The organism is Kosakonia sp. YIM B13588 (assembly GCF_042788165.1).
Classification (GTDB): Bacteria; Pseudomonadota; Gammaproteobacteria; order Enterobacterales; family Enterobacteriaceae; genus Kosakonia; species Kosakonia sacchari.
Genome location: NZ_JBHZPO010000008.1, coordinates 46,252 through 71,790, shown reverse-complemented (window position 1 = coordinate 71,790; position 25,539 = coordinate 46,252). Strand labels below are relative to the sequence as shown.

Below are 25,539 nucleotides of genomic sequence, written 5' to 3'. Positions count from 1 at the left end.
CCAAATGGCTCCGTTTTTTTATGATTGCTGTACCGCGCTTTCAGCCACGTTATCCTGGTGATGAAGATCCTGGCGCAGCAGAATCCCCAATCCCAGGCCAAGCAGCGATAGCGCCAGCACGTACCATGCGGGAGCCATCGGCGAAACGCCCATCAGCATGGTAACGGCAATCGGCGTCAGCCCGCCGAAAATGGCGTACGAGACATTATAAGAGAATGAAATACCGGTGAAACGCACTTCTGCCGGGAAAGCTCGTACCATTACGTAGGGTACCGCGCCCACCACGCCAACGCACAAGCCCACCACGCCATACAAAATAAACAGTAGCTCAGGATGGCTGCCGACCAGGTGATAGAAAAACCAACTGGAACAGGCCAGCAGAATGCTGCCAACGATGAAGGTACGACTGGCACCAAATTTGTCCACCAGCAGCCCGGCCGCAAGACAACCAAAACAGAGCATCACGGTGGCGATACTGTTCGCCTGCAGCGTCAGCGCTGGCGCGAAGCCATACTGTTTTTGTAGCCAAACCGGCGACATCAGGATCACTACCACAATCCCGGCGGACAACAGCCAGGTCAGCAGCATCGAAACCACCACCGCTTTTTTATGTTTCAGTACCACGGACTTAACTGGCAACTCCTGCGCCAGCGCCTTTCGCTGCTGCATCTCAAGAAAAATCGGCGTTTCCTGCAACCAACGACGCAAGTACATAGCCACCAGACCAAACGCCCCGCCCAACAGGAACGGAATACGCCAGCCGCCATCGTGGATAGCCTGCTGCGTCATGCTGGTATTCACCAGCGTGGCGACCACAGAACCGAGCAAAATGCCTACCGTCAGCCCCGCAGTCAACGTCCCGCAGGCAATACCAATGCGGCGAGCAGGAACATGTTCAGCGACAAAAACCCAGGCGCCAGGCACTTCGCCACCAATTGCCGCGCCTTGCAGCACGCGCATTAACAGCAACAGCAACGGCGCAACAATGCCCATTGAGGCATAGGTTGGCAGTAAACCAATCGCCAGCGTAGGCAACGCCATTAGCAGAATACTGAGCGTAAACATCTTCTTGCGCCCGACCAAATCGCCGAAGTGCGCCATCACAATGCCGCCGAGCGGGCGAGCCAAATAACCCGCAGCAAAAATGCCAAAGGTCTGCACCTGGCGCAGCCATTCCGGGATATCAGCAGGGAAAAAGAGTTCACCGACAACGGCAGCAAAGAAGACGAAAATGATGAAATCGTAGAACTCCAGCGCGCCACCCAGCGCAGCCAGCGTCAGCGTTTTATAGTCTTGTCTGTTCAGAGGGCGTGTATAAGTTGACATAGCAAACCGTTTGTAAAGAGGAAGTGTTAATTTAATTATTACGGATTATGTAAATTAAAAATTACTATACCGTAAATAAATCAACACTCCATACACGGCACTGCTTATCTCAGAAAAGAAACTTTTTTAGGATAATGTTTCGCGCCTTGCGCTTTTAGGCCTGAAAGATGCTACGACCTGCGGATCCGTCTCGACGTATGGCCCATCCAGTAACTGTACACAATACGGTACACTGGCAAAAATACCCGGCACTTTCACTGTGCCATCCTGGTCTTTAAGCCCTTCCAGCGTCTCTTTTATCGATTTCGGCTGACCGGGCAAATTCAAGATCAGCGCCTGTTTGCGGATCACGCCGACCTGGCGGGAAAGGATCGCGGTCGGCACAAAATTGAGGCTGATTTGCCGCATCTGCTCGCCAAACCCGGGCATTTCGCGATCGGCTACCGCCAGCGTCGCATCCGGTGTTACATCTCGGCGCGCAGGCCCGGTTCCGCCAGTGGTCAGCACCAGATGGCAACTCATTTCATCCACCAGCTCGCACAGGGTTTGTTCGATAATGCTTTGCTCATCCGGGATCAGGCGAGTTTCAATCTGAAAAGGGGTTGTCAGGGCGCTCGCCAGCCACGCTTCAAGTGCGGGCAGACCTTTGTCCTGATAAACGCCACTGGAGGCGCGATCGGAAACCGAAACTAAACCAATGCGTAGTGTGTCCATATTCATTCCGTGCAAAAAAACAATTTAACGAAATGATACACGCTGAGGAGAAAGGCAAACAGAGCAGAGAGAAGAAGCGTGACCGGGAACCCGGCCACGCCTGATGATTACAGCAGATCGCCGATCATTTTTTCCAGTTTTTCCTGGTCAACGGCAAACTTACGGATACCGTCCGCCAGTTTATCTACTGCCATCGGATCCTGGTTGTGCTGCCACAGGAATTCCGCTTCTGTGATGCGCTCAGGACGCGCTTTCACTTCGCCGGTGTAAGCGAGTTTACGTTCAATAGCGCCCGCGCTTTCAGATAGCTCTTTCAGCAGTGCCGGCGCGATGGTCAAACGGTCGCAGCCCGCCAGCTCAATGATTTCGCCGGTGTTACGGAAGCTTGCGCCCATCACCACGGTTTCATAGCCGTGCTGTTTGTAGTACTGATAGATTTCCGTGACGGAAACCACACCCGGATCTTCTGCCGGTGCGTACTCTTTCTTGTCGGTATTGGCTTTGTACCAGTCGAGAATACGGCCAACGAACGGAGAAATCAGGAACACGCCCGCTTCAGCACATGCACGCGCCTGTGCAAAGGAAAACAGCAGTGTCAGGTTACAGTTGATGCCCTCTTTTTCCAGCTGTTCCGCAGCACGAATGCCCTGCCAGGTAGAAGCCAGTTTGATCAGGATACGATCGTTGCTGATACCCGCATCGTTGTACATTTTGATCAGGCGTTTTGCTTTCGCGATGGACGCGTCGGTGTCATAAGAGAGACGCGCATCCACTTCGGTGGAGATACGGCCAGGGATCAGTTTGAGGATTTCCAGACCAATGTTCACGGCCAGTCGGTCTGTTGCATCCACAACCTGCTGCGCACGATCGCTGCTCTGGCTGCGCGCCCAGGTTACGGCGTCGTCAATCAGTTTGCGGTATTCCGGGATTTGGGCAGCCCCAAGAATCAGAGAAGGGTTGGTTGTTGCATCCTGCGGCTGGTAAAGCTTCATTGCCGCGATATCTCCGGTATCAGCCACGACTGTGGTGTACTGACGCAGGGAGGTCAATTTATCCGTCATGATAATATTTCTCTTTAAACGATACCCTAATACTCCACGCTAAGACCGACGACGCGTTGCTGCGCCTGGCGCATTAACGCAGCCAGCGCACCTGAACGAGAAGTATGACGAGTATACTTGTTAGGGGGATGTAACCGGTCTACCCATGATGATAACACGACGCCTTGCCAGCGCAACCGCAGACAATGCTCTGAAAATTGTATGGTAAACTCACTCAATTAATTGCCTGCGAAGTGATGCGAACACTCCTGAAGCCACGCCCCAGGCCAACCCCGGCATCAACAAGAGGAATGTTAATGCCTGAATTTTTCTCATTCATCAGTGAAATACTTTGGGGCTCATTGATGGTCTACCTGCTGGCGGCGGCAGGTATCTGGTTTGCGTTCCGCAGCCGGTTTGTCCCCTTCCGTTTCATTCGCGATTTTGGCCAAAGTCTGAAAAGCAGCCGAGTTGCACAGCCTGGCGCGCTCTCGTCGTATCAGGCGTTATGTCTGAGCCTTGCGACAAGGCTCGGCAGCGGCAATCTGGCGGGCGTGGCGTTTGCACTGACCACCGGCGGCCCAGGGGCGATTTTCTGGATGTGGATTTCCGCCATTATCGGCATGGTCATTAGCTTTGCCGAATGTTCGCTGGCGCAATTGTACAAAGAGCGTGACGCCAATCAGCAGCTGCGCGGCGGCCCCGCCTGGTATATGGAACGCGGGCTGGGTATGCGCTGGATGGGCGTGCTGTTCTCCATCTTTTTGCTGCTCACCTACGGACTGGTGTTTAACACTATTCAATCAACAGCGATGGCACAGGCCGTGCGTTATGCATGGAACGTACCCGGTTTTATTAGCGGGAGCGTGCTTGCTACCTGTGCTTTCCTGTTCATGCTCAAAGGGCTTAACAACGTTGCACGCTTGATGCAGTGGGTGGTGCCGGTAATGGCGCTGGCCTGGATTGTCGTCAGTTTTGGCGTCAGCCTGTGGCATGCCAATCTGCTGCCCGCGGTTCTTGTGAACATTGTTAAAAGCGCTTTTGGCTGGCAGGAAGCGGCAACCGGAACCATGGCTTACACCCTGAGCCAGGCCATCACCAGCGGTTTTCAACGTAGCATGCTCGCTAATGAAGCAGGGATGGGATCGTCCCCCAACGCCGCCGCCACTGCCGCCTCATGGCCTCCACATCCTGTCGCACAAGGTTTTGTGCAAATGATCGGCGTCGTGACCGATACCTTTCTGGTCTGTACCGCCAGCGCGTTTATTCTGCTGCTTGCAGGAACGGCGCCAGCTACGGGTGCAATCGGCGGAACGCAATTGATGCAGCAGGCGATGGTATCGCTGACAGGAAATTGGGGCGCCGGGTTCGTTGCCGCCATCGTGGCGCTGTTTGCGTTTACGTCGATTGTGGCGAACTACACCTACGCGGAAAACAACCTGATCTTTTTGCGCCGTAATAGCGCAAGGAATATCTGGTTACTGCGCACGGCTGTTTTGCTGATGGTGCTGATGGGCTCGTTTTTCAGCCTGCCGATAATTTGGCATATCGCCGATGTGATGATGGCGCTGATGGCCATTACCAACCTGACCGCGATCCTGCTACTTTCGCCAGTGGTGAGACTGCTGGCGCGAGATTATCAGCGCCAGCGTAAACTTGGCGTCATGCCGGTCTTTGATCCGAAGCGCTACCCGGAGATCAAACGCCAGCTGGCGCCGGGAAGCTGGGATGACATTCCCCGTTCGTAGCGCTAATCGCAACTATCGATCAAGTCTGTTGTTTTTTTTGCTAAAGTCAGCGGAAATTTCTCGCACAGCAAGGACTGAGTATGCTGATTTTGATTTCACCTGCTAAAACGCTCGATTACCAAAGCCCGCTGGCGACCACGCGCTTTACCCAGCCGGAACTGCTGGATCACGCCCAGCAATTAATTAAGACCGCCCGCAAGCTCTCTGCGCCGCAAATCAAAGCGCTGATGGGCATCAGCGATAAACTTGCCGATCTTAACGCAACCCGCTTTCACGACTGGCAGCCTGATTTCACCCCGGAAAATGCGCGCCAGGCGATTCTGGCATTTAAAGGCGATGTCTACACCGGTCTGCAAGCAGAAACCTTCAGCGAAGCGGATTTCGACTTTGCCCAACAGCATCTGCGCATGCTTTCCGGGTTATACGGCGTGCTGCGCCCGCTGGATCTGATGCAGCCGTATCGTCTGGAGATGGGCATCCGGCTGGAGAACGCCAAAGGTAAGGATCTGTACCAATTCTGGGGCGAGACCATTACCCACAAACTCAACGACACCATTGCCGCCCAGGGCGACGATATTGTTATCAACCTGGCCTCTGATGAGTATTTCCGCTCGGTCAAAACCCAGAAACTGAAAGCCAGGGTAATCAAGCCGGTGTTCCTTGATGAGAAAAACGGCAAGTTTAAGGTCATCAGCTTCTACGCCAAAAAAGCACGCGGGTTGATGAGCCGCTACATCATTGAGCAGCGTTTGACGAAACCGGAGCAGTTAGCCGGGTTTGATAGCGAAGGGTATTTCTTTGATGAAGAAGCATCCGCGCAGGACGAAATGGTGTTTAAGCGTCACGAGCAGTAAGCGTTATGTTTCCCCCGCCAGCTGGCAGGGGAAACAAAGACATTACGCTTTGCTCATCATCAACTGACGCAGGGCGGAGAAATCCGCAGGCAACTGATGCGAAAGCAGAGGTAAATCGGCGCGATCGGCCAACTCTTTCGGCAGCGGCAAGGTTTCGCCGAGGATCGCTTCAACACTCTCTTTAAACTTCGCCGGATGCGCGGTGCCGAGGAACAGACCGTACTCGCCCGGTTGCAGTTGATCACGCAATGCGCGGTAAGCAATGGCGGCATGCGGTTCAGAAATGTAGCCCTTGCTTTTCAGTTCGCGGATAGTGGATTTGGTGGTTTCGTCATCCACCGCTGCATAACCCAGCTCGTTTAAGCGCCAGATCTTACGACGGAACAGCTCTTCAACGCGCGGCCAGTTATTCGGCTGGCTGACATCCATCGCGTTCGACAATGTCGCCTGCGTCGCTTTAGGCTGCCATTGCCCCTCTTTAAGGAAGCGCGGCACCGTGTCATTGGCATTGGTGGCGGCGATAAAACGCTTGATCGGCAGCCCCAGTGATTTCGCCAACAAACCGGCGGTCAGATCGCCGAAGTTACCGCTCGGCACGGAAACCACCAATTGATTGCGTGCTTCCTGCGGCAGTTGTGCAACCGCTTCAAAGTAATAACAAATCTGCGCCAGCAGGCGGCTGATGTTGATCGAGTTCGCCGAGTTCAAGCCCAGTGCCGTTTTCAGCTCTTCATCATCAAATGCCTGTTTTACCAGCGCCTGGCAGGCATCGAAATCGGCGTCGATTGCAACGGTTTCGATATTGCCGCCCAGCGTACAGAACAGTTTTTCCTGCAGCGGGCTGATTTTGCCCTGCGGATAGAGGATCACCACACGCACGTTCTTCATTCCGTAGAAGGCGTGCGCCACAGCGGCGCCCGTATCGCCTGATGTCGCCGTCAGAATGGTCACCGGTTTGTCGCCGCTGATGGCACTCAGCATCTGCGCCATAAAACGCCCGCCGAAATCTTTGAACGCCAGCGTAGGCCCATGGAAAAGCTCCAGGCAGCCGATATCGCTCTCCACCGGTTTCACCGGCGCAGGAAAAGCAAACGCAGCGCGCACGCGGGCTTCCAGCGCATCCTCAGGAATTTCATCGCCAATAAACGCCGCAAGGATTTTCGCGCTGCGGGTGACAAAATCCTGTTCCAGCATTTCATCGACTTCGGTCAGGTTAAATTCCGGCAGATCGTGCGGGAAGAACAGCCCCTGATTTTTGCCAAGCCCCTGAGTGACGGCCTGCGCAAAGCTGACCTGTTCGTTATGATCTTTTAAGTTGTAAAGTTTCATTGGTTATCCCACTACGCGAGCGCCCGCCGTGTCCAGCCGGCAAATATGAACGAAGCCTTCCTGATTTTGCAGATAGTGCTTGCCGAGCCAGTCGGCAACACGCTGAGCGGTATCCGGCTTGTCGCACAAGGCAAACAGCGTTGGCCCGGAACCCGAGATCCCGCAGGCCAGCGCGCCAATATCCGCCACTGCTTTACGTGCTTCCCCAAACCCCGGCAGCAACTTCATGCGGTACGGTTCGGCAATCACATCTTTCATTAATTTTGCTGCCAGCGCAGGCTGACGGCTGTAGCAAGCATGGATAAAGCCCGCCAGATGGCGACCATGCGCAATGCAATCCTGACGGCGATATTGCGCTGGCAGAATAGCGCGCGCTTCCGCTGTCGAGACTTTAATGCCTGGATACGCCAAAACCCACAGCCACTCATCAAAGCCTGGCACCTGCTGGCTGATAATGCCGCTTTCCTCGATCATCAATTGCATGCCGCCGAGGTAGCAAGGCGCGACGTTATCGTAATGCACGCTACCGGAAATACGCCCTTCCAGCTCGCCCATCAGCGCCAGCATACGCGTTTCGTTCAGCGGCTTACCGCAGAACTCATTCATCGCGACCAGCGCGGCGACCACGGAACAGGCGCTGGAGCCGAGCCCGGAGCCGATCGGCATGTTTTTTTCCAGCGTCATCGCGACGGGAACCTGCTTACCGATCTCCTGGCAGAACAGTTCCCAGCACTGATAAACGATATTTTCTTTCGGCTCAGTCGGTAATTTACTGGCGAAGCGGCCCACATTCTTCAGGCTGAAATGATCGGCCGCTTCCACACTGACATTATCGCCCAACAACGTGCCATCCACGGGCGTAACCGCCGCGCCAAGCACATCAAAACCCACGCTCATATTGGCACTGGAGGCCGGAGCATACACCTTCACCATCTCAGACTCCTAACTTCCAGGACAGGGTGCGCAGCAGGTCGGCGAACACGCCCGCTGCCGTCACATCGTTACCCGCGCCATACCCGCGCAGCACCAGCGGTAACGGCTGGTAATAGTGGCTGTAGAACGCCAGCGCGTTCTCGCCGTTTTTCACTTTGAATAGCGGATCGTTGCCATCAACCTCCGCAATTTTCACCCGACAGGTGCCATCTTCTTCAATGTTGCCAACATAACGCAGCACTTTACCTTCATCGCGCGCTTTTGCGACTCGCGCGGCAAAATCATCATCCAGCCCAGGCAGACGCGCCATAAAACTCTCAACATCGCCTGAATCGTCAAAACTCGCCGGCAGCACCGGTTCGATGACGATATCCGACAACTCCAGTTCACGACCGGTTTCACGCGCCAGAATCAGCAGCTTACGCGCTACATCCATACCGGAGAGATCATCTCGCGGATCCGGCTCGGTGTAGCCCATTTCGCGGGCAAGATTCGTTGCCGCCGACAGGCTCACGCCTTCATCCAGCTTGCCGAAAATAAACGACAAGGAACCGGAAAGAATACCGGAGAAATGCTGCAACTCGTCCCCGGCGTTCAGCAGGTTTTGCAGGTTTTCAATCACCGGCAAACCCGCGCCAACGTTAGTGTCGTACAGGAATTTACGCCGCGACTTTTCCGCCGCGCGACGCAACTGGTGGTAATAATCCAGCGATGAAGTGTTGGCTTTTTTGTTCGGCGTCACAACGTGGAAACCTTCCCGCAGGAAATCCGCATACTGGTCGGCCACTGCCTGGCTGGAAGTACAATCAACGATTACCGGGTTCAGCAGGTGATACTCTTTCACCAGGCGAATCAGGCGGCCCAGGTTGAACGGCTCTTTGGCTTGTGCCATTTCCGCTTGCCAGTTATCCAGATTCAGGCCATGAACATTGGTCAGCAGCGCTTTCGAGTTCGCCACACCGCAAACACGCAGGTCAATATGTTTGTTTTTGAGCCATGTTTGCTGGCGCTTAAGCTGTTCCAGCAACGCGCTGCCGACACCGCCAACACCAATCACAAACACTTCGATCACCTGGTCGGTGTTAAATAACATCTGGTGCGTGACGCGTACGCCGGTGGTGGCATCATCGTTGCTAACGACCACGGAGATCGAGCGTTCGGAGGAGCCCTGAGCAATCGCTACAATATTAATATTCGCTCGCGCCAGCGCCGCAAAAAACTTCGCTGAAATTCCGCGCAGCGTGCGCATACCGTCGCCGACGACTGAAATGATCGCCAGACGCTCCATCACCGCCAGCGGCTCCAGCAGGCCCTCTTTCAATTCGAGATAGAACTCTTCGCTCATGGCGCGCTGGGCCCGGGCGCAATCGGATTGCGGCACACAGAAGCTGATGCTGTACTCCGAGGACGACTGGGTGATTAACACGACGGAAATGCCGTTGCGCGACATCGCGGCGAAGACACGTGCCGCCATGCCAACCATGCCTTTCATCCCCGGGCCGGAGACGCTGAACATCGCCATGTTATTCAGATTCGAAATGCCTTTTACCGGCAGACCATCTTCATCAGAGGTCGCGCCAATCAGCGTGCCCGGTGCTTGCGGGTTTCCGGTGTTTTTGATCAGGCAAGGAATTTGGAACTGTGCGATGGGGGTAATGGTACGAGGGTGAAGAACTTTGGCGCCGAAGTAGGAAAGCTCCATGGCTTCCTGGTACGACATCGACTTCAGCAGCCTGGCGTCTGGCACCTGGCGCGGGTCGCAGGTATATACGCCGTCGACATCGGTCCAGATCTCACAACAATCTGCGCGCAGACAGGCCGCGAGCACGGCAGCAGAGTAGTCGGAGCCGTTACGTCCAAGCACCACCAGTTCGCCCTTCTCGTTTCCGGCGGTGAAACCGGCCATCAGCACCATATGATCCGCAGGAATACGGCTGGCGGCGATACGGCGAGTAGATTCAGCAATATCGACCGTTGATTCCAGGTAATGACCGACAGCGAGCAATTTTTCGACCGGATCGATAACGCTGACTTTGTGACCGCGCGCTTCCAGTAACCCAGCCATGATGGCAATAGAGAGTTTCTCACCACGGCAAATTAACGCGGCGTTGATGCTGTCCGGACACTGGCCGAGCAGGCTGATACCATGCAAAACGTGTTTGATCTGCGCGAACTCTTGTTCAACAAACGCTTTCAATTGCACGAGGGGAAAGCCCGGTTGCGCATCTGCCAGCCCTTGTAGCAGGTCGGCGAAAATACGCTCGGCGTCGCTAATGTTCGGAATCGCATCCTGGCCGCCGATCGTTTTTTCGATCATTGCCACCAGATGGTTAGTAATTTTCGCCGGGGCAGAAAGCACGGTGGCAACCTGCCCCTGCCTGGCATTACTTTCCAGGATATCGGCAACACGCAGAAAACGCTCTGCATTTGCCACTGATGTACCGCCGAACTTCAACACTCGCATGGTTTTACCCCTTAATCTCTGGTCGAAAAAAAAGCCCGCACTGTTCAGGTGCGGGCTTTTTTCTGTGTTTCCTGTACGCGTCAGCCCGCACCGTTACCTGTGGTAATGGTGATGGTTGTAATTGTGGTAATGGTGCTGATGCGTTTCATGGATGTTGTGTGCTCTGTAATCATTATCTGTCTGTGCTGTATGCCTATATTGGTTAAAGTATCTGCCTGCTCAAGTCAATTTATTTTTATTTTTCGCCCTTTTGCCGTTATTCCCGGCTGCGCTGGAACAGGCGTCACTTTCAACCTATTAGGATCATTCCTGCCATGTATCGCAGTGACTTTAACTATAAAAAAACGTTATGACAGCAATTTACTCGGCGAGTTTTTTTTCGATATCGTGCAGCAAACGATGCAACATTGCAGTGTCGCGCTGTTCCAGCAGACCAAGACGCTGATCGAGCCAGTCGGCCATTTTTATATCATCCGCCACGCCTAATTTTTCCAGTAATCCGCGAGTTCGCAAACGCAACGCCTGTAACTGATTGCCATCAACCGGGGCTGCCTCTTTCGGGGTATGTTGCATTAAAGATGCTAATTGATAGCAGAACACCATCACCGCCTGGCCGAGATTAAGTGAAGGATACTCCGCGACCATCGGAACACCCGTTAAAATATCCGCCAGGGCCAACTCTTCGTTGGTCAGCCCGGAATCCTCACGACCAAACACCAGCGCAGCACTACTCAACCACGTACTTTTCTCTTGTAACAAGGGAACCAGTTCCGCAGGTGTCGCGTAGTAATGGAATTTCGCCCGGCTGCGCGCCGTCGTGGCGATGGTAAAAGGAATATCCGCCAGCGCGTCGGTAAGGGTTGCATAAGTTTTAATATTATCAAGGATATCGCCGGAGCCGTGCGCCACGCGGCGCGCGCCTTCTTGCAAATGCGCGTCGCTGTCGACAATACGCAAATCACTAAACCCCATGGTTTTCATGGCGCGGGCAGCGGCGCCGACATTTTCCGCTCTCGCGGGGGAGACAAGAACAACAGCCAATTGCATTTTACTTTCTCTTCTTACTGAGACCACGGGGAAATGTGACCTTTGTCATCATACTACGCGGTGCGAATTTACAATTATGTAACACAAATCACTGATTTAGCCCTTGTCTACGGTTAAAAAAAGCTAAACTATTTATCAGTGATATTACCTGCTAAGATGTTAACAGAAGGGACTTATCCCTATGTTTATTCATGGCATTTTAATACAGAATTTCCTACTTGTATTGGATTCGCCCTGTTTATCAATTAATATGCGCAACTAGTTGGTTTATTGAAAAATTGTAAGAAACGCTAGCATTTGGCTATCAAGATTTCTCTAAACTGTTAACGTGCTACAATTGAACTTGATATATGTCAACGAAGCGTAGTTTTATTGGGTGTCATTTACGTCTTAGCCTGTTATGTTGCTGTTAAAATGGTTAGGATGACAGCCGTTTTTGACACTGTCGGGTTCAGAGGGAAAGTGCCCACGACCAAGCTAATGATGTTGTTGACGTTGATGGAAAGTGCATCAAGAACGCAATTACGTACTTTAGTCATGTTACGCCGTCATGTTAATTTTCGACATGCACCAGGCTGGTCAGGGACTTTTGTACTTCCTGTTTCGATTTAGTTGGCAATTTAGGTAGCAAACATGCAGACCCCGCACATTCTTATTGTTGAAGACGAGTTGGTAACACGCAACACGTTAAAAAGCATTTTCGAAGCAGAAGGCTACGATGTCTTTGAAGCGACAGATGGCGCTGAAATGCATCAGATCCTTTCTGAAAATGATATCAACCTGGTGATCATGGATATCAATCTGCCGGGTAAAAACGGTCTTTTGCTGGCGCGTGAATTACGCGAGCAGGCGAATGTCGCGCTGATGTTTCTGACGGGTCGTGATAACGAAGTCGATAAGATTCTGGGCCTTGAAATTGGTGCTGACGACTATATCACCAAACCGTTTAACCCACGCGAGCTGACTATCCGCGCGCGCAACCTGCTGTCCCGTACCATGAATCTGGGCACGGTCAGCGAAGAACGCCGCAGCGTTGACAGCTACAAATTCAACGGTTGGGAACTGGATATCAATAGCCGCTCACTGATTAGCCCGAACGGCGAGCAGTATAAGCTGCCGCGCAGCGAATTCCGCGCGATGCTGCACTTCTGCGAAAACCCGGGCAAAATCCAGTCTCGTGCTGAGTTGCTGAAAAAAATGACCGGTCGTGAACTGAAGCCACACGATCGTACGGTCGACGTGACTATCCGCCGTATTCGTAAACATTTCGAATCAACGCCGGATACCCCGGAAATCATCGCCACCATTCACGGTGAAGGTTACCGTTTCTGCGGTGATTTGCAGGAATAAGCCAGAATAATGATGAAAAAGCGGCGCTCAGCGCCGCTTTTTTTTATTTCCAGATCCGCAATTCTTCGTCACTCACGGGTTGCGGTATTTTCTTCACCGAACCAGAAAGCGCGTACCAGTCGAGCTTGCGCGTCAACACCATCACTACGCTCAAGGCGATAAACAGAACACCGGTGCCGAGCAACAGCGCATTATCTTCGGAGTTCAACAGACTCCACATCACCGCATCAAGCACTAACAGCGCGATACTAAACGACAACCCCGCGCGCCAGCTTTTCAATACGCCCTGCAAATAGACACCGTTCAGCAGTGCACCGAGCAGGCTGGCAACCCCCCAGGCAATGGTGAATCCGGTATGTTCAGAAAGCGCCAGTAACACCAGATAGAACATCACCAGCGATAACCCCACCAGCAAATATTGCATCGGATGCATTTGCCGCGCGGTTAGACTTTCGAAGACGAAAAACGCCAGATAAGTCAGTACGATCAGCAAAATTGCATACTTAACGGCTCTGTCGGTCAACTGGTACTGATCAGCGGGCGTAGCGATGTTGACGCTGAAAGCAGGCAACTCCCAACTTTTGTTGACAGACAGCGCCCCGGCAGCACGCATTTTGCTGTCCAGATTGTTGGCAAACCAGCTACTTTGCCAGTGAGCCTGAAAACCACTGGCGCTCACGGTGCGTTTTTCCGGCAGAAAATCGCCCATAAACCCCGGATGCGGCCAGTCGCCATTCAGTGTCATCTCACTATTTCGTCCCAACGGCACCACGGAAAAATATCCAGTTCCGCTCAAACTAAACGCCATAGACAGCTTCAGCGATTGCTGCAAATTCACCGTCGACAACGGCATATGCACGCCCTGCAGATCGCTTGCCAGCCCGGTTCCTGGTTCAACGTTGAGTGTCTCGCCATTCAACCTGGTGGTACGCAACTGGCCAATACCGCGCGAATCACTCAACGCTAAAACAAGAAATGGCTCGCCGAGAGAGACATTCTCATCGGCTTTGATGTCCAGCCGCTTTGGGTCGAATTCCGCGTTGATCTCGATGTCGTTGTGCCAAATTTGCCCATCATAAATACCGATCTTGCGGGTTTCGACCTGCTGTTTACCATTGACCATCAGCGATTCCGGTAACCAAAAACGAAGGTAACTCTGTTTACGCCGCACCTCTTTGGGAGCCTCGTTGTCGTTGGCTTTTTCCAGAGAAACCACCGTTTCGGTCACCGGGATGGCGATCAACGGCCCGATCAATTTTTGGCTGCCAGCGCTGCTCTGGCGCAGCGTATCCGTCACATCGTTACGATAATTCGCGCGTTCGCCAATTAAGCCACTCAGCAGCGTCAGCGGGATAAGCAGAACACAAAGACAACCTGACAGCGTTACCATTTTCCAGAACAGGGGGGATTTCAACATAGCCTTCTCCTTAGTGATGCGTGCAGAGTAGCGAGGCTATGTGTGAAGGATTTGAAGTTATGTGAAGTGTGGGTGAAGTGTCAGCCGGGCTTCGCAGCCCCCTTGCGGGCGGTTCAGGACGCGAATATTACCATGATGCAACCGCGCGACTTCCTGGACAAACGCCAGCCCCAGCCCACTGCTTTTTTGCCCGTCGGCACGCGGTAGCGAGTAAAAGCGTTCAAAAACGCGCTGCAGAGCATAATCCGGGATACCAGAACCGCTGTCGCTGACCGTTAACACCAGCGCGTCAGCTTCCCGGCTGGCGCGTAACGCCACCTCACCGCCAGGCGGTGTAAAGTCAATGGCGTTATCCAGTAAATTACCCAATGCCTGAGCCAGCAGTTCGCTATCCCCTGCGGCCACCGCATCAGCAGCGCCAATATGCAGAGTTAACCCTTTCGCCGATAACACCACACTGCGCTGCTCCTGCAACTGGTGAAAAAGCATACCGATATCCACTGCCGCAAACGCAATTTCCAGCCGGTTTTCCAGTTTCGCCTGGTGTAACAGCTTTTCCACCAGGTTCTGCATGCGGCTATTTTGCGTAAGAATATTGTCGGTAAAACGTGTCACAACGTCTGGCGGCGGCCCTTCGCGCAGGATCTCCGCCGCGCCGCGAATGGCCGCCAGCGGGCTTTTCAGTTCGTGCGTCAAGGCGTAAACATACTGTTCGATATAATTTTTACCTTCCAGTTTCACACGCATACTTTCCAGCGCCTGCGCCAGTTTACGCAGCTCGCTGCTGCCTAAATCAGGTAAAGGAACCGGACGGTTTTCGGTAACGGAATCAGCGTAGCGCGCCAGTTTGCCAATCGAGCGATTTATCCACCAGACCATGACCGCACCAATGAGCAACGCAATGCCCAGCAGCGCGCCGCCAGCCCATAAGATCCGCCGCTCGCTGCGTTTAATCACCGGATCCATCGCGCTGTTTGGCTTACCCACGCTGATTACGCCGATAATGCGGCCTTGATCGGTCACTGGGGCGGCAACATACATCACCGTACTCTGCGGGTTACTGGCATCCGCCAGCGAGCTACGCGCGCCGTAATTCCCGCGCAGCGTCAGCCAGACATCATTCCAGCGCGAGTAATCCTCACCCAACGCCTTTCCAGATGAATCAAACACCACGCGCCCGGTGCTGTCGGTCATGTAGACGTGATATTCATTGCGCACTTTATGGATCCCGCTGATATGCGCATTGATTGGCTGATGATTTAACGTCGAGAAAGCCTGAGCCAGGCGTCCATCCTGCGCATGCCCAGAACGCAAATCTTCGCGAGCCAGCTCCGCCAACAGTGTCGCGGTATCAATAAGTGTCCCTTCGGTGGCGCGGCGTACGCCGGGTTTGATCTCCTGAACAAAGATCGACAGCACGAACCATGCGGCAACTGCCACGATCAGGAAATAGCCCAGCAACAAGCGCATGCCAATGCGCATCAGCGGATCCCCAGGCTGTAGCCCATACCACGATGCGTATTGATAGGAGTGAGTTCGGCATTGATGGCGCGTAGCTTGGCGCGCAAGGTCTTGATATGAGTATCGACGGTGCGGTCAAAACTCTCCTGAGCATCGCTCCAGACCTGATCCATCAATTGCTGGCGAGAAAAAACACGTCCCGGTGCCAACAGTAACGTCTTCAACAACAGAAATTCGTAGCGGGTCAGCAGCAGCGTTTCGCCGCACCAGCGAATAATCGCGGCGTCCTCGTCCAGCTCAAACTGGCCAATTCGCCGCATTTCGTTGTGAAAAGATGCCTTTTGCAACCTGCGCAGCACAGTGCGCACACGGGCGCATACTTCGCGCGGAGAAAAGGGCTTGGCAATGTAATCATCCGCACCCATCTCCAGCCCCAGCAACTTGTCGACTTCATCGCTGCGCGCGGTAAGAAACAGCACCGGCAACGCGGGCGCACGCGCCAGTAGCCGACGACACAGTTCAAAACCGCTGATATCCGGCAGGCCGACGTCCAGAATCGCCAGCTCAGGCAGACGCTGCTGCGCCGCATCCAGCACCGGTAAACCTCGCTCAAACGCGGTGACGGCAAAACCGTCCTGTTGCAACATGTAAATCAACGTTTCAGCGATGCTGGTTTCATCCTCTACCAGCCAGATCAGCGGTTGCGGCGTAGACATTGGGCTTATTTACTCCAGGGAATAATGGGGACCGCGCTTAAGGCATTTTTCGGCGATCCTTCAACCACTTTATCGGAATAAGCTAAATATGCCAGTGTGTTACGCTTCGCGTCATAGAAACGCACCACCTGCAATTTCTTAAAGACTAACGACGTCCTTTTCTGGAAAACCACATCGCCCTGCGCCTTACCGTTTTTGATCTTATCGCTCAACTCAACCGGCCCAACCTGCTGGCAAGAGATAGCCGCATCAGACGTATCTTCTGCCAGCCCCAGCCCGCCTTTGATACCGCCGGTTTTCGCCCGACTGATGTAACAGGTGACATTTTTCACATCAGGATCATCAAACGCTTCGACCACAATTTTGTGATCCGGACCAAACATTTTGAACACGGTATCGACGGAACCAATTTGTTCTGCATAGGCAGAGCCCAGCGCGACCAACATTACTGCAGGAAGGATTAACTTTGTATATTTCATATTGTTACCATTTTTGAATATTACGTTGAGCAACTATTCAGCTTTCAAATGAGAAACTGTTTGCAGATCACTAATTTACAAAATTTATGATGAAAATCAGTCACAATGCGTATTTGTGCACAAAAAAAACACCGAATGCTAAACACCTAAAAACCCGTTATTATCCGTTGCCTGATATCAGGCGTTAATGCTGTTTTAAGGAAGAGGATATTGTATGGATCAGGCTGGGATCATTCGCGACTTACTTTCCTGGCTGGAAAGCCATCTGGATCAGCCACTCGCTTTGGATAATGTGGCGGCAAAAGCGGGCTATTCCAAGTGGCACCTGCAAAGGATGTTCAAAGACGTGACCGGTCATGCCATCGGCGCTTATATTCGTGCGCGTCGTCTGTCAAAATCCGCTGTTGCTCTGCGCCTTACTGCCCGGCCCATTCTGGATATTGCCCTGCAATACCGCTTTGATTCGCAACAAACCTTCACCCGCGCTTTCAAAAAACAGTTTGCTGTCACCCCTGCGCTCTATCGCCGTTCACCAGACTGGAGCGCGTTTGGCATTCGCCCGCCGATGCGTCTTGGCGAATTTACCATGCCAAAACATGACTTTGTCACCCTGCCGCCAATGCAACTTATTGGCACCACCCAGAGCTACACCTGTGCGCTGGAGGAGATCTCCGATTTCCGTAATCAAATGCGCATTCAGTTCTGGCGGGAATTTTTGAGCAATTCACCGAAAATTCCACCGGAAATGTATGGCCTGCATGAGCCGCGCCCAAGCCTGGAAAAGGATGACGAACAGGAAGTGTTTTACACCACAGCGCTAACGCCGGAGATGGCGAACGGCTATCTGAGCAACGCGCAGCCGGTGTTGCTGGAAGGCGGCGACTACATCTCCTTCGCCTATGAAGGTTCACCGCACGGTTTTCAGGATTTCATCCTGACCGTTTACGGAACGTGCATGCCGATGCTTAACCTCACGCGCCGTAAAGGCCAGGATATTGAGCACTTTTACCCGCAGCATGAAGAGCCGCGCGAAGACGGCGAGCCGCCATCGCATATCCGCTGCGAATATTTGGTGCCTATTCGCCGTTAACGCTGCAACTCATCCAGCGCTGGAGCGTCCAGGTGCGAGACGTCTCCTGCGGTTTCCACCACCCAGCCAGAAGCCAGCCACGGGCTCTGTTGATAGTCAATGCGGGAAATAGAGCAGTTGCGCAGGCGCAGGCGGCGTTCAGCATAAGCTGGCAACCCAAGGATTGTGCTGACCAGGCAGCCCAGCGCCATGCCGTGACTGACCAGCAACGGTCGGCTTCCTTCGGGAAGATCCAGGCAGGTTGCCAGCGCCGCATGCATCCGATCGCTTAACTCCTGCATCGATTCGCCATCAGGAATGCGGCCATCGGCCGTGCCATTCACCAGTTGGCGACGCCAGCTCTCTTCTTCTTCGGTCAGGGAATCGATATGACGGCGTTCCAGCACGCCCATGTCCAGCTCGCGCAAACGCGGCTCAAAGGTGATATCGCAACCGCAGACTTCAGCGATGATCTCAGCCGTCCGGCGGGTACGCCCCAGGTCGCTGGCAATAACGTGGGTAATGCCCAGCGCTTTTGCGCGCTCAGCCACCTGCCACGCCTGCTTCTCCCCTTTCTCGGTTAACGGACTGTCTGACTGGCCTTGAATACGACGCTCGGCGTTCCACTGCGTTTCACCGTGGCGAACAAGGTATACCTGTAACATGCTTTTTTATCCATTATACTGCGATGAATTTATTATCTGAGGAAGGTCTCTGTCCGGGGTAAAAGAACGCGTCTCATTCCGAACATACCGTTATTAATTATGCACCATGTTGTCTCAGCTACCACAAATCCCGCGAAAATTCGGGCGATTCTGCACGCTTTTAACGAGATCTTCGGCGAAGGATCCTGCCATATAGACGCCGTTTCCGTCGATAGCGGCGTACCGGAACAGCCGTTTGGCAGTGAAGAAACGCGTACTGGCGCACGAAATCGCGTGGTCAATGCCCGCCATGCACACCCCGAAGCGGATTTTTGGGTGGCTATCGAAGCTGGGATCGACGAAGGCAGTACGTTTAGTTGGGTGGTGATAGAAAGCAATCATCAGAAAGGTGAAGCCCGCTCGGCAACGCTGCCGCTACCGGAGATCATTTTGCAGAAAGTGCGCGCCGGTGAAGCGCTCGGGCCAGTAATGTCGCGTTATAGCGGAATTGATGAGATCGGCCGCAAAGAGGGTGCCATTGGCGTTTTCACCGCAGGAAAACTTACTCGCGAAAGCGTTTACCACCAGGCGGTGATCCTGGCGCTCAGCCCCTTTCACAACGCGATTTATCGCTGAGTATTCAGCAGCGTCTGCTCCAGCCATAAACGTAAATCAGCAGGCGCAGCTTTCAGGCTGTTTGATCCACGAGTAATGGTCGCGATACCTGCCCCCAGCTCGCTTTTCAGTTCACGCTGACTCATCTCGCCGCGCAGCAGTTCTTCAATGATCCGCACTCTTGTGCCCAACGACTCGCGCTCATCTGGCGTAAGCATCAGATTAAGCAATGGAATGTGCAGATCCTTTTCGTAAGATTGCCGGACCAGATCCACGAAGCGTTGCCACTCCTGATCGCGCTGTTCGGCCATCGCCGCTGAATAGGGTGATTGCTGAGTCATAATTTGCCGCCATGTTAAAGGTTTACTGATGTGTACTCTTTAGCGAGTACACATCATAGCATAAACCACAGAAATCAATAACGGCGCTGCCATTCAGCATCATTAAAGACAACCGGCTTATCTCCGCTCAGGAAATAGCGGTAATAAGCATCGTAAGCCAGCACGTTTTTCACATAGCTTCGTGTTTCCGAGAACGGGATACTCTCAATAAAGGCCACCGCATCAAGTTTGCCGCCGCTGTTGTTCAACCAGCTGCGCACCCTTCCCGGCCCGGCGTTATAAGCCGCCGACGAGAAAATGCGGTTATTGCCAAACTGCTGATAAACATACTGCAGATAACTGGTGCCGATGTTGATATTCGTTTCCGGATCAAAGAGTTGGCCGGAGTTGCTGTAGCCGGGAATGTTAAACATCTTCACCGTGTGCGTGGCGGTACCCGGCATAATCTGCATTAAACCTGCCGCGCCAACCGGGGAGCGCGCCGTCGGGTTCCAGGCACTCTCCTGGCGAGATATCGCCATGGCGTAGCTTTGTGAAATGCCTTTGCCACTGGTGTAGCGGGCATAAAGATCGCTATACGCCAGCGGGAAACGCTCTTCCAGTTGATCCCACAACTTGCCGGCAATCGTGGCCTGCACACTCAGATCCCACCAGTGTTGATTAAAAGCATAACGCGCCAGTTGCGCCTGCTCTTGCTGGGTTCGGCTGGTCACCAGATTCGCCCACTCACTGCGCGCGGTGTTATCCAGCCCCCAGTACATCAGCTCACGAACGCGCGCCATTTCTGCGCCCTGCGTTAGCGTTGCGGAGACATTTCCCTGCGCTTTGTCTATCTGCATCGAGTACTCTTCACCCAGCCGCTGCGCAGCGGCCATCGGGTAAAAACCACGCTGCTTCATCAGGGCGTGGAGGATCTCTTTGGCTTCATCCTCGCGTCCGCGCTCCAGCAACAAATCCGCTTGCCAGTAGCGCCACTCGTCTTTCTCTTTTGCGTCCATCGGTAAACGAGAAAGCCAGGTATTCAACCCACGACGATCGCCGTTGCCAATCGCCATACGCACCCGGCGCTCCAGCAAAGAGACTGATTGCGAGCGCATGATCGCATCATCACGCCAGCGCGCCTGATCGCTGGTGACGTCATTGCCCATCAATCGCCATGCGACAATATCGCGCAGCGTCTGGGTTTGTTCCTCATTCAACTGCTGCGCCTGCACCAGCGAAGGGATCATCAGGCGGGCGTTTTCCACATCCTGACGCGCAACGCTTTCAAAGGCTTCCGCCGCCATCTGACGGGTAAAATCCGTTGCCCCGGTGGTAGTGGCAAAGGACATTACGCTCAATGGATTATTGGCAAGATTGATGATAGCCGCCGAAATGGTTTGATAATCAGGCGGCATCTGCCCGGCCAGCAGCGTGACCAGCCTGGTATTTCCCGCTTTCATCGCCAGGCGAATACGCTCCAGAAAAGCCAGCGGATCCTGTTTCCCGGAAGCGCGCCATGCGCCAAACAGCTGATCGCAGGCGTTGGGCTGGCTTTTGCCGCTTAACCACAGCTCTTTCGCGCCTGCCCAGGCTTCGTCTGCCTGGCCGGTATTCCACTTCGCGAAGTAGTAGTTACATTGCGCTTCAGTAGCAGCGGGTTTCTCCGGGCTGAATGCCAGCAACCCGCGCCAGTCTTGCCGCCGGGCCAGTTCATTAACAAAGCGAGATTTCAGCGTGCGTGCCGCCGGTAGCGTCGGGTTGGCCTGCACAAAGTTGGTCACCGTAATCGCGGGTTGATTCATCAGATCGTCGGTAATCTGACGGTATTGCAGGTATGGGTAAAGCGGATACGTTTGTAGCGTGGGTAGCAGTTGCTGCACCACGTCCATCTGTTTGTTGTCCCACGCGGTTTTAATCTGCGCGTAACGGTTACGTTGTTCATCCAGTGAATCTGCCCGCGCCACATTGCTGAGGGACAGCAAACAAACGCAGGCCGCCGCGAATCGCCAGGCGGCATGTTTAGCTCTCTGCACAGCTCTTTCCTCTTATCTGTCACGTTTTTGCAGCGTCATGCCGCGTAATGCGTTAATGCTAACCGGGCAACTCGTAACGCGCCACGTTGCGCACACTTTTTTACCTTTCTGGCGTGATTTAACACACCCGTCGCGGCTGGCTGGGATTAAGCCGCGAAAACGGCTACACTCCGCTGTTGAATACCACTCTCATTACAAAGAGGCGAAGTCCAACGTGGCTCAATTCGTATATACCATGCATCGTGTCGGCAAAGTTGTCCCGCCGAAACGTCATATTCTGAAAAATATCTCGCTAAGCTTCTTCCCGGGCGCAAAAATCGGCGTACTGGGTCTTAACGGTGCCGGTAAGTCTACCCTGCTGCGCATCATGGCCGGCATCGATACAGACATCGAAGGTGAAGCCCGCCCGCAGCCTGGCATTAAGATCGGTTACCTGCCGCAGGAACCGCAGTTGAACCCGGAACAAACCGTACGTGAATCGGTTGAAGAAGCGGTCGCTGAAGTGGTTAGCGCCCTGAAAGGCCTGGACGAAGTCTATGCCAAATACGCTGAACCGGATGCTGACTTCGACAAACTGGCTGCGCAGCAAGGTAAATTTGAAGAGATTATCCAGGCGCATGACGGTCATAACCTGAATGTGCAACTGGAACGCGCTGCCGACGCGCTGCGTCTGCCGGACTGGGATGCAAAGATTGCCAATCTTTCCGGTGGTGAACGCCGCCGCGTCGCGCTGTGCCGTCTGCTGCTGGAAAAGCCGGACATGCTGCTGCTCGACGAACCCACCAACCACCTGGACGCCGAGTCCGTTGCCTGGCTGGAACGCTTCCTGCACGATTTCGAAGGTACTGTGGTGGCGATTACCCACGACCGTTACTTCCTCGATAACGTCGCCGGTTGGATCCTCGAACTTGACCGCGGTGAAGGTATTCCATGGGAAGGCAACTACTCTTCCTGGCTGGAGCAGAAAGATCAGCGTCTGGCACAGGAAGCCTCTCAGGAAGCGGCTCGTCGTAAATCCATTGAGAAAGAGCTGGAATGGGTGCGTCAGGGCGCGAAAGGCCGTCAATCTAAGGGCAAAGCCCGTCTGGCGCGCTTTGAAGAACTCAACAGCACTGAATACCAGAAACGTAACGAAACCAACGAACTGTTTATTCCACCGGGACCTCGCCTGGGCGATAAAGTGGTTGAAGTCAGCAATCTCAGCAAGTCCTACGGCGATCGCCAGCTGATTGATGGCCTGTCGTTCTCCGTGCCGAAAGGCGCGATTGTCGGCATTATCGGCCCGAACGGCGCGGGTAAATCCACGCTGTTCCGCATGATGTCCGGCCAGGAGCAGCCAGATGGCGGCACCATTACGCTGGGTGAAACCGTCAAACTGGCCTCGGTTGATCAGTTCCGCGACGCGATGGATAACAGCAAAACCGTGTGGGAAGAAGTTTCCGGTGGGCTGGACATTATGCGTATCGGTAACACCGAAATGCCGAGCCGCGCGTACGTTGGCCGCTTCAACTTTAAAGGCACCGATCAGGGTAAACGCGTGGGCGAATTGTCCGGCGGTGAGCGCGGTCGTCTGCACCTGGCAAAACTGTTACAGGTTGGCGGCAACATGTTGCTGCTTGATGAACCGACCAACGACCTGGATATCGAGACCCTGCGTGCGCTGGAAAACGCCCTGCTTGAATTCCCGGGCTGCGCGATGGTTATTTCGCATGACCGTTGGTTCCTTGACCGTATCGCCACCCACATTCTGGATTACCAGGACGAGGGCAAAGTGGAGTTCTTCGAAGGTAACTTCACCGAATACGAAGAGTATAAGAAACGCACGCTGGGCGCAGATGCGCTGGAGCCGAAGCGTATTAAGTACAAACGTATCGCCAAATAAGCCGACACAAAAGCGAATGGGGAAACCCATTCGCTTCACGCCCAAATGCTCAGTGAATTCCTCTGCAATAAGCACATAAATAAGTTTTTTTGTTTTCATACTATCTTCGCCGCGATCCAGAGACAGATGCATTCATTGCAGAAATAATCTAAAACTAAAATCCCGAATAAAACTCACACCACAGAATAAACATCCAGCAATCTCATTTTCATAGACCAATGCTTTTAGCATTCGCCTTTTTGTCCCTGGATTGCTTAACGCAAAGACCAGACGCTAACATGATACTCATTACCTCGGTTAATAAATGAACGTATGGTTATAATTAATGCATATCATTACGGAAGATGTTTTTCTTAAAAACGGATTACAGACATTTATTAAGCAAAAAGAAATAACACTGGATAATAACGACGTTATTTTAGATTTTGATAATAACTTTATTATCATCACAACATTATCGACACTAAACAGAATAATAAAAAACGACAATGCGTTTGAATGTTACTTATTGCATTCATTTTTAAAAATCAAGAAAGACACAAAGCTAACCGAAATATTCCGCACGTTAAAATATAAATCATGGCGAAATAAACAAAGCCAGGAGTGCAGAATAGCGCTAACGAGAAAAGAGAGAATGCTGCTTAGTCATATCATTAGCGCGGGGAAAAAGAAAAGCATGTTAACCCACAGCGGGCTGGATATAAAAACGGTCAGTACACACAAATATAATATGTTGAGAAAGGTGAATCAGCCGTCAATCGCCGCGCTGACGCAGGTCCATAACCGCTGGGAAAATTTTCGTAATCAACCGGCAAATTAACCGATATACAGGCCGTGGAATATACCAGACCGGCCTGTTATTCCGGCCTACGGCCCCATTAACTGTTTAACCAGATCGACGCACTGTAAAAATCGCGAGTCATAATCTGCGGCTTCAACGCGCACATATTCGATATTATTTTCCCGCAGCATTGATACCAGCAAATCCTGAAATTCCTTACGATCGACAGAACTGCCAAGACTTCTCAGTCCATCATTCACCCACGGGGTATTATTTTCCAGCAGGATCACCAGATCAAAACGATATTCATCAATCAATGCCTGAACGAAAGGATGTTCGCGGCCTTCATATTTTTTGCAGAACGCCTGCGTGGTAACAAAATCCGTATCGATAAATGCCACTTTATTGGCGTACTTCACGGCAAAATCGATGTATTGCGCGTGCCCGAGGGCGATTTTGTCATAATCAGAATATTGCAGCGCGATTTCGTCACCGCCAAGATGCGAAAAGACGTAATCGCGGCCATATTCCCATGCGCTGGTGGTATTGAAAATATTGGCGAGTTTATTAACCAGCGTCGACTTACCACTGGATTCTCCCCCCAGAATCGCCACCGTGCGCACAAAAAAAGGTTTCACCTCCGTCGGAATATAATCCCAGTAACGGAACGGGTTCTCGCGGATTTGCGAACCGCTGATATTCATAAAGGTGCGCTTTGGATCGACCAGCACCGCTTCAATTCCCAGATGTTGCCTATACTGCGGCGCATCGGCCTCTTCGGAGGTGTAAATCCAGTTTGGCGTGATGCCTTTTTCGGTCATAAACGCTTTGATGCCTTTACTCCAGACATCCCAACCGTGCGGATACGGTTCCATGCCCTCTTCGTTAAAGGCGTGAATACGAATATTTTTTTGGTACTTAAAAGTCTGCAGCAGCCAACGCAAACGGTCACTCACTGTCGGCTGTTGGGACATCGCGCTGTCTTCGAACAGCTCACGATCGCGCGTTTCGTCATAACCAAGGATGATATGCAGCTCATCCACCTGGCTACAGGCGCGCTGGATCAAATAGATATGGCCGGTGTGCAGCGGGTAAAACTTGCCGAAAACCACGCCAATGCTTTTCTGCCGACGGGGAAACTCAAGATCGAGAAAGCGGTGCAGCGCCTCCAGTTTTTGCGCACTGGGGCTCTTAATTTTGGCATTCAGCAGCTGGCTCAAATAGCCTTTGGTCATACCGCTGGCATCGGCTACCTGCTGTAACGTGCAGCCTTTCTGGCGAATCGCGGTTTTTAAGTAGTCGAATGACGACATT

Annotated in this window: 24 protein-coding genes and 1 other annotated feature; of the genes, 7 read left to right on the top strand and 17 right to left on the bottom strand. The window is 53.0% G+C overall.

Features of this window, described 5'->3' with window-relative positions; translation table 11 throughout:
* Positions 1–18: 18 nt before the first annotated feature.
* The 3 genes from ACFX4U_RS14845 to tal form a co-directional block, all read right to left on the bottom strand.
* On the bottom strand, positions 19–1,326 hold the full coding sequence (locus ACFX4U_RS14845; RefSeq protein ID WP_313509023.1) for an MFS transporter: 1,308 nt from the start codon (positions 1,324–1,326) through the stop codon (positions 19–21).
* 126 nt (positions 1,327–1,452) lie between these two features.
* Positions 1,453–2,040: a molybdopterin adenylyltransferase gene (gene mog, locus ACFX4U_RS14840; RefSeq protein WP_200552700.1), complete on the bottom strand. Its 588-nt coding sequence runs from the start codon at positions 2,038–2,040 to the stop codon at positions 1,453–1,455.
* A 107-nt stretch (positions 2,041–2,147) separates the two neighbouring features.
* Positions 2,148–3,101 carry a transaldolase gene (tal, locus tag ACFX4U_RS14835; protein WP_200552701.1) on the bottom strand — a complete coding sequence of 318 codons (954 nt, stop codon included), beginning with the start codon at positions 3,099–3,101 and terminating at the stop codon, positions 2,148–2,150.
* 296 nt (positions 3,102–3,397) lie between these two features.
* Between tal and ACFX4U_RS14830 the strand changes: the two genes are divergently transcribed.
* On the top strand, positions 3,398–4,828 hold the full coding sequence (locus tag ACFX4U_RS14830) for a sodium:alanine symporter family protein (RefSeq protein WP_313509026.1): 1,431 nt from the start codon (positions 3,398–3,400) through the stop codon (positions 4,826–4,828).
* A gap of 80 nt (positions 4,829–4,908) precedes the next feature.
* On the top strand, positions 4,909–5,682 hold the full coding sequence (gene yaaA / locus ACFX4U_RS14825; RefSeq protein ID WP_313509029.1) for a peroxide stress protein YaaA: 774 nt from the start codon (positions 4,909–4,911) through the stop codon (positions 5,680–5,682).
* Positions 5,683–5,724: 42 nt separating this feature from the next.
* Here yaaA and thrC read toward each other — a convergent pair whose 3' ends face one another.
* The 6 genes from thrC to yjjY all read right to left on the bottom strand — a co-directional run bounded on the left by thrC (position 5,725) and on the right by yjjY (position 11,994).
* Positions 5,725–7,011: a threonine synthase gene (gene thrC, locus ACFX4U_RS14820; protein WP_313509030.1), complete on the bottom strand. Its 1,287-nt coding sequence runs from the start codon at positions 7,009–7,011 to the stop codon at positions 5,725–5,727.
* 3 nt (positions 7,012–7,014) lie between these two features.
* Complete coding sequence (gene thrB / locus ACFX4U_RS14815; RefSeq protein ID WP_045510020.1) at positions 7,015–7,944, bottom strand: homoserine kinase; 930 nt, start codon at positions 7,942–7,944, stop codon at positions 7,015–7,017.
* A gap of 1 nt (position 7,945) precedes the next feature.
* Positions 7,946–10,408, bottom strand: coding sequence for a bifunctional aspartate kinase/homoserine dehydrogenase I (gene thrA, locus ACFX4U_RS14810; protein WP_313509031.1), 2,463 nt, complete (start codon positions 10,406–10,408; stop codon positions 7,946–7,948).
* A 24-nt stretch (positions 10,409–10,432) separates the two neighbouring features.
* Positions 10,433–10,550 (bottom strand) — a sequence feature (Thr leader region).
* The gene (gene thrL, locus ACFX4U_RS14805) at positions 10,489–10,557 is read right to left on the bottom strand and encodes a thr operon leader peptide (protein ID WP_110093700.1); all 69 of its coding nucleotides are present in this window, start codon (positions 10,555–10,557) and stop codon (positions 10,489–10,491) included. (Overlaps the previous feature by 62 nt.)
* A gap of 211 nt (positions 10,558–10,768) precedes the next feature.
* Positions 10,769–11,455 carry a tRNA/rRNA methyltransferase gene (locus ACFX4U_RS14800; protein WP_313509033.1) on the bottom strand — a complete coding sequence of 229 codons (687 nt, stop codon included), beginning with the start codon at positions 11,453–11,455 and terminating at the stop codon, positions 10,769–10,771.
* A gap of 398 nt (positions 11,456–11,853) precedes the next feature.
* A complete protein-coding gene (yjjY, locus tag ACFX4U_RS14795; RefSeq protein ID WP_086870418.1) occupies positions 11,854–11,994 on the bottom strand; it encodes a protein YjjY in 141 nt (46 codons plus the stop codon).
* Positions 11,995–12,088: 94 nt separating this feature from the next.
* Here yjjY and arcA point away from each other — a divergent pair, with 94 nt between their 5' ends.
* Positions 12,089–12,805, top strand: a complete 717-nt coding sequence (gene arcA, locus ACFX4U_RS14790; protein WP_003856501.1) for a two-component system response regulator ArcA — start codon at positions 12,089–12,091, stop codon at positions 12,803–12,805.
* A 43-nt stretch (positions 12,806–12,848) separates the two neighbouring features.
* Here the strand turns inward: arcA and creD are convergent, their stop codons facing one another.
* Genes creD through creA form a run of 4 tightly spaced genes read right to left on the bottom strand, consistent with a single transcriptional unit; the run spans position 12,849 to position 16,878 of the window.
* Positions 12,849–14,222 (bottom strand): cell envelope integrity protein CreD, encoded by a 1,374-nt coding sequence (creD, locus tag ACFX4U_RS14785; protein WP_313509036.1) that lies wholly within the window; start codon positions 14,220–14,222, stop codon positions 12,849–12,851.
* Between the two features lie 57 nt (positions 14,223–14,279).
* A complete protein-coding gene (gene creC / locus ACFX4U_RS14780; protein ID WP_313509038.1) occupies positions 14,280–15,704 on the bottom strand; it encodes a two-component system sensor histidine kinase CreC in 1,425 nt (474 codons plus the stop codon).
* Positions 15,704–16,399, bottom strand: a complete 696-nt coding sequence (gene creB, locus ACFX4U_RS14775; protein WP_313509039.1) for a two-component system response regulator CreB — start codon at positions 16,397–16,399, stop codon at positions 15,704–15,706. Before creB ends, creC begins: the two co-directional genes overlap by 1 nt.
* A 5-nt stretch (positions 16,400–16,404) precedes the next feature.
* Positions 16,405–16,878 (bottom strand): protein CreA, encoded by a 474-nt coding sequence (creA, locus tag ACFX4U_RS14770; RefSeq protein ID WP_313509041.1) that lies wholly within the window; start codon positions 16,876–16,878, stop codon positions 16,405–16,407.
* A 214-nt stretch (positions 16,879–17,092) separates the two neighbouring features.
* Here creA and robA point away from each other — a divergent pair, with 214 nt between their 5' ends.
* Positions 17,093–17,968, top strand: a complete 876-nt coding sequence (robA, locus tag ACFX4U_RS14765; RefSeq protein ID WP_305737150.1) for an MDR efflux pump AcrAB transcriptional activator RobA — start codon at positions 17,093–17,095, stop codon at positions 17,966–17,968.
* On the opposite strand, the gene gpmB is transcribed toward robA, so the two are convergent.
* Positions 17,965–18,612: a 2,3-diphosphoglycerate-dependent phosphoglycerate mutase GpmB gene (gpmB, locus tag ACFX4U_RS14760; protein ID WP_017457855.1), complete on the bottom strand. Its 648-nt coding sequence runs from the start codon at positions 18,610–18,612 to the stop codon at positions 17,965–17,967. The genes robA and gpmB overlap by 4 nt on opposite strands.
* Positions 18,613–18,711: 99 nt before the next feature.
* Between gpmB and yjjX the strand changes: the two genes are divergently transcribed.
* A complete protein-coding gene (gene yjjX, locus ACFX4U_RS14755) occupies positions 18,712–19,227 on the top strand; it encodes an inosine/xanthosine triphosphatase (protein ID WP_313509046.1) in 516 nt (171 codons plus the stop codon).
* On the opposite strand, the gene trpR is transcribed toward yjjX, so the two are convergent.
* Together trpR and sltY are read right to left on the bottom strand one after the other, a co-directional pair.
* A complete protein-coding gene (gene trpR / locus ACFX4U_RS14750) occupies positions 19,218–19,547 on the bottom strand; it encodes a trp operon repressor (RefSeq protein WP_017457853.1) in 330 nt (109 codons plus the stop codon). The genes yjjX and trpR overlap by 10 nt on opposite strands.
* 74 nt (positions 19,548–19,621) lie before the next feature.
* The gene (gene sltY, locus ACFX4U_RS14745) at positions 19,622–21,562 is read right to left on the bottom strand and encodes a murein transglycosylase (RefSeq protein WP_305737152.1); all 1,941 of its coding nucleotides are present in this window, start codon (positions 21,560–21,562) and stop codon (positions 19,622–19,624) included.
* A gap of 214 nt (positions 21,563–21,776) precedes the next feature.
* Here sltY and ettA point away from each other — a divergent pair, with 214 nt between their 5' ends.
* Together ettA and ACFX4U_RS14735 are read left to right on the top strand one after the other, a co-directional pair.
* Positions 21,777–23,444 (top strand): energy-dependent translational throttle protein EttA, encoded by a 1,668-nt coding sequence (gene ettA, locus ACFX4U_RS14740; RefSeq protein ID WP_017457851.1) that lies wholly within the window; start codon positions 21,777–21,779, stop codon positions 23,442–23,444.
* A 325-nt stretch (positions 23,445–23,769) separates the two neighbouring features.
* The gene (locus ACFX4U_RS14735) at positions 23,770–24,264 is read left to right on the top strand and encodes a hypothetical protein (protein ID WP_305737153.1); all 495 of its coding nucleotides are present in this window, start codon (positions 23,770–23,772) and stop codon (positions 24,262–24,264) included.
* A gap of 47 nt (positions 24,265–24,311) precedes the next feature.
* Here ACFX4U_RS14735 and nadR read toward each other — a convergent pair whose 3' ends face one another.
* The gene (gene nadR / locus ACFX4U_RS14730; protein WP_017457849.1) at positions 24,312–25,538 is read right to left on the bottom strand and encodes a multifunctional transcriptional regulator/nicotinamide-nucleotide adenylyltransferase/ribosylnicotinamide kinase NadR; all 1,227 of its coding nucleotides are present in this window, start codon (positions 25,536–25,538) and stop codon (positions 24,312–24,314) included.
* Between the last annotated feature and the right edge of the window lies 1 nt (position 25,539).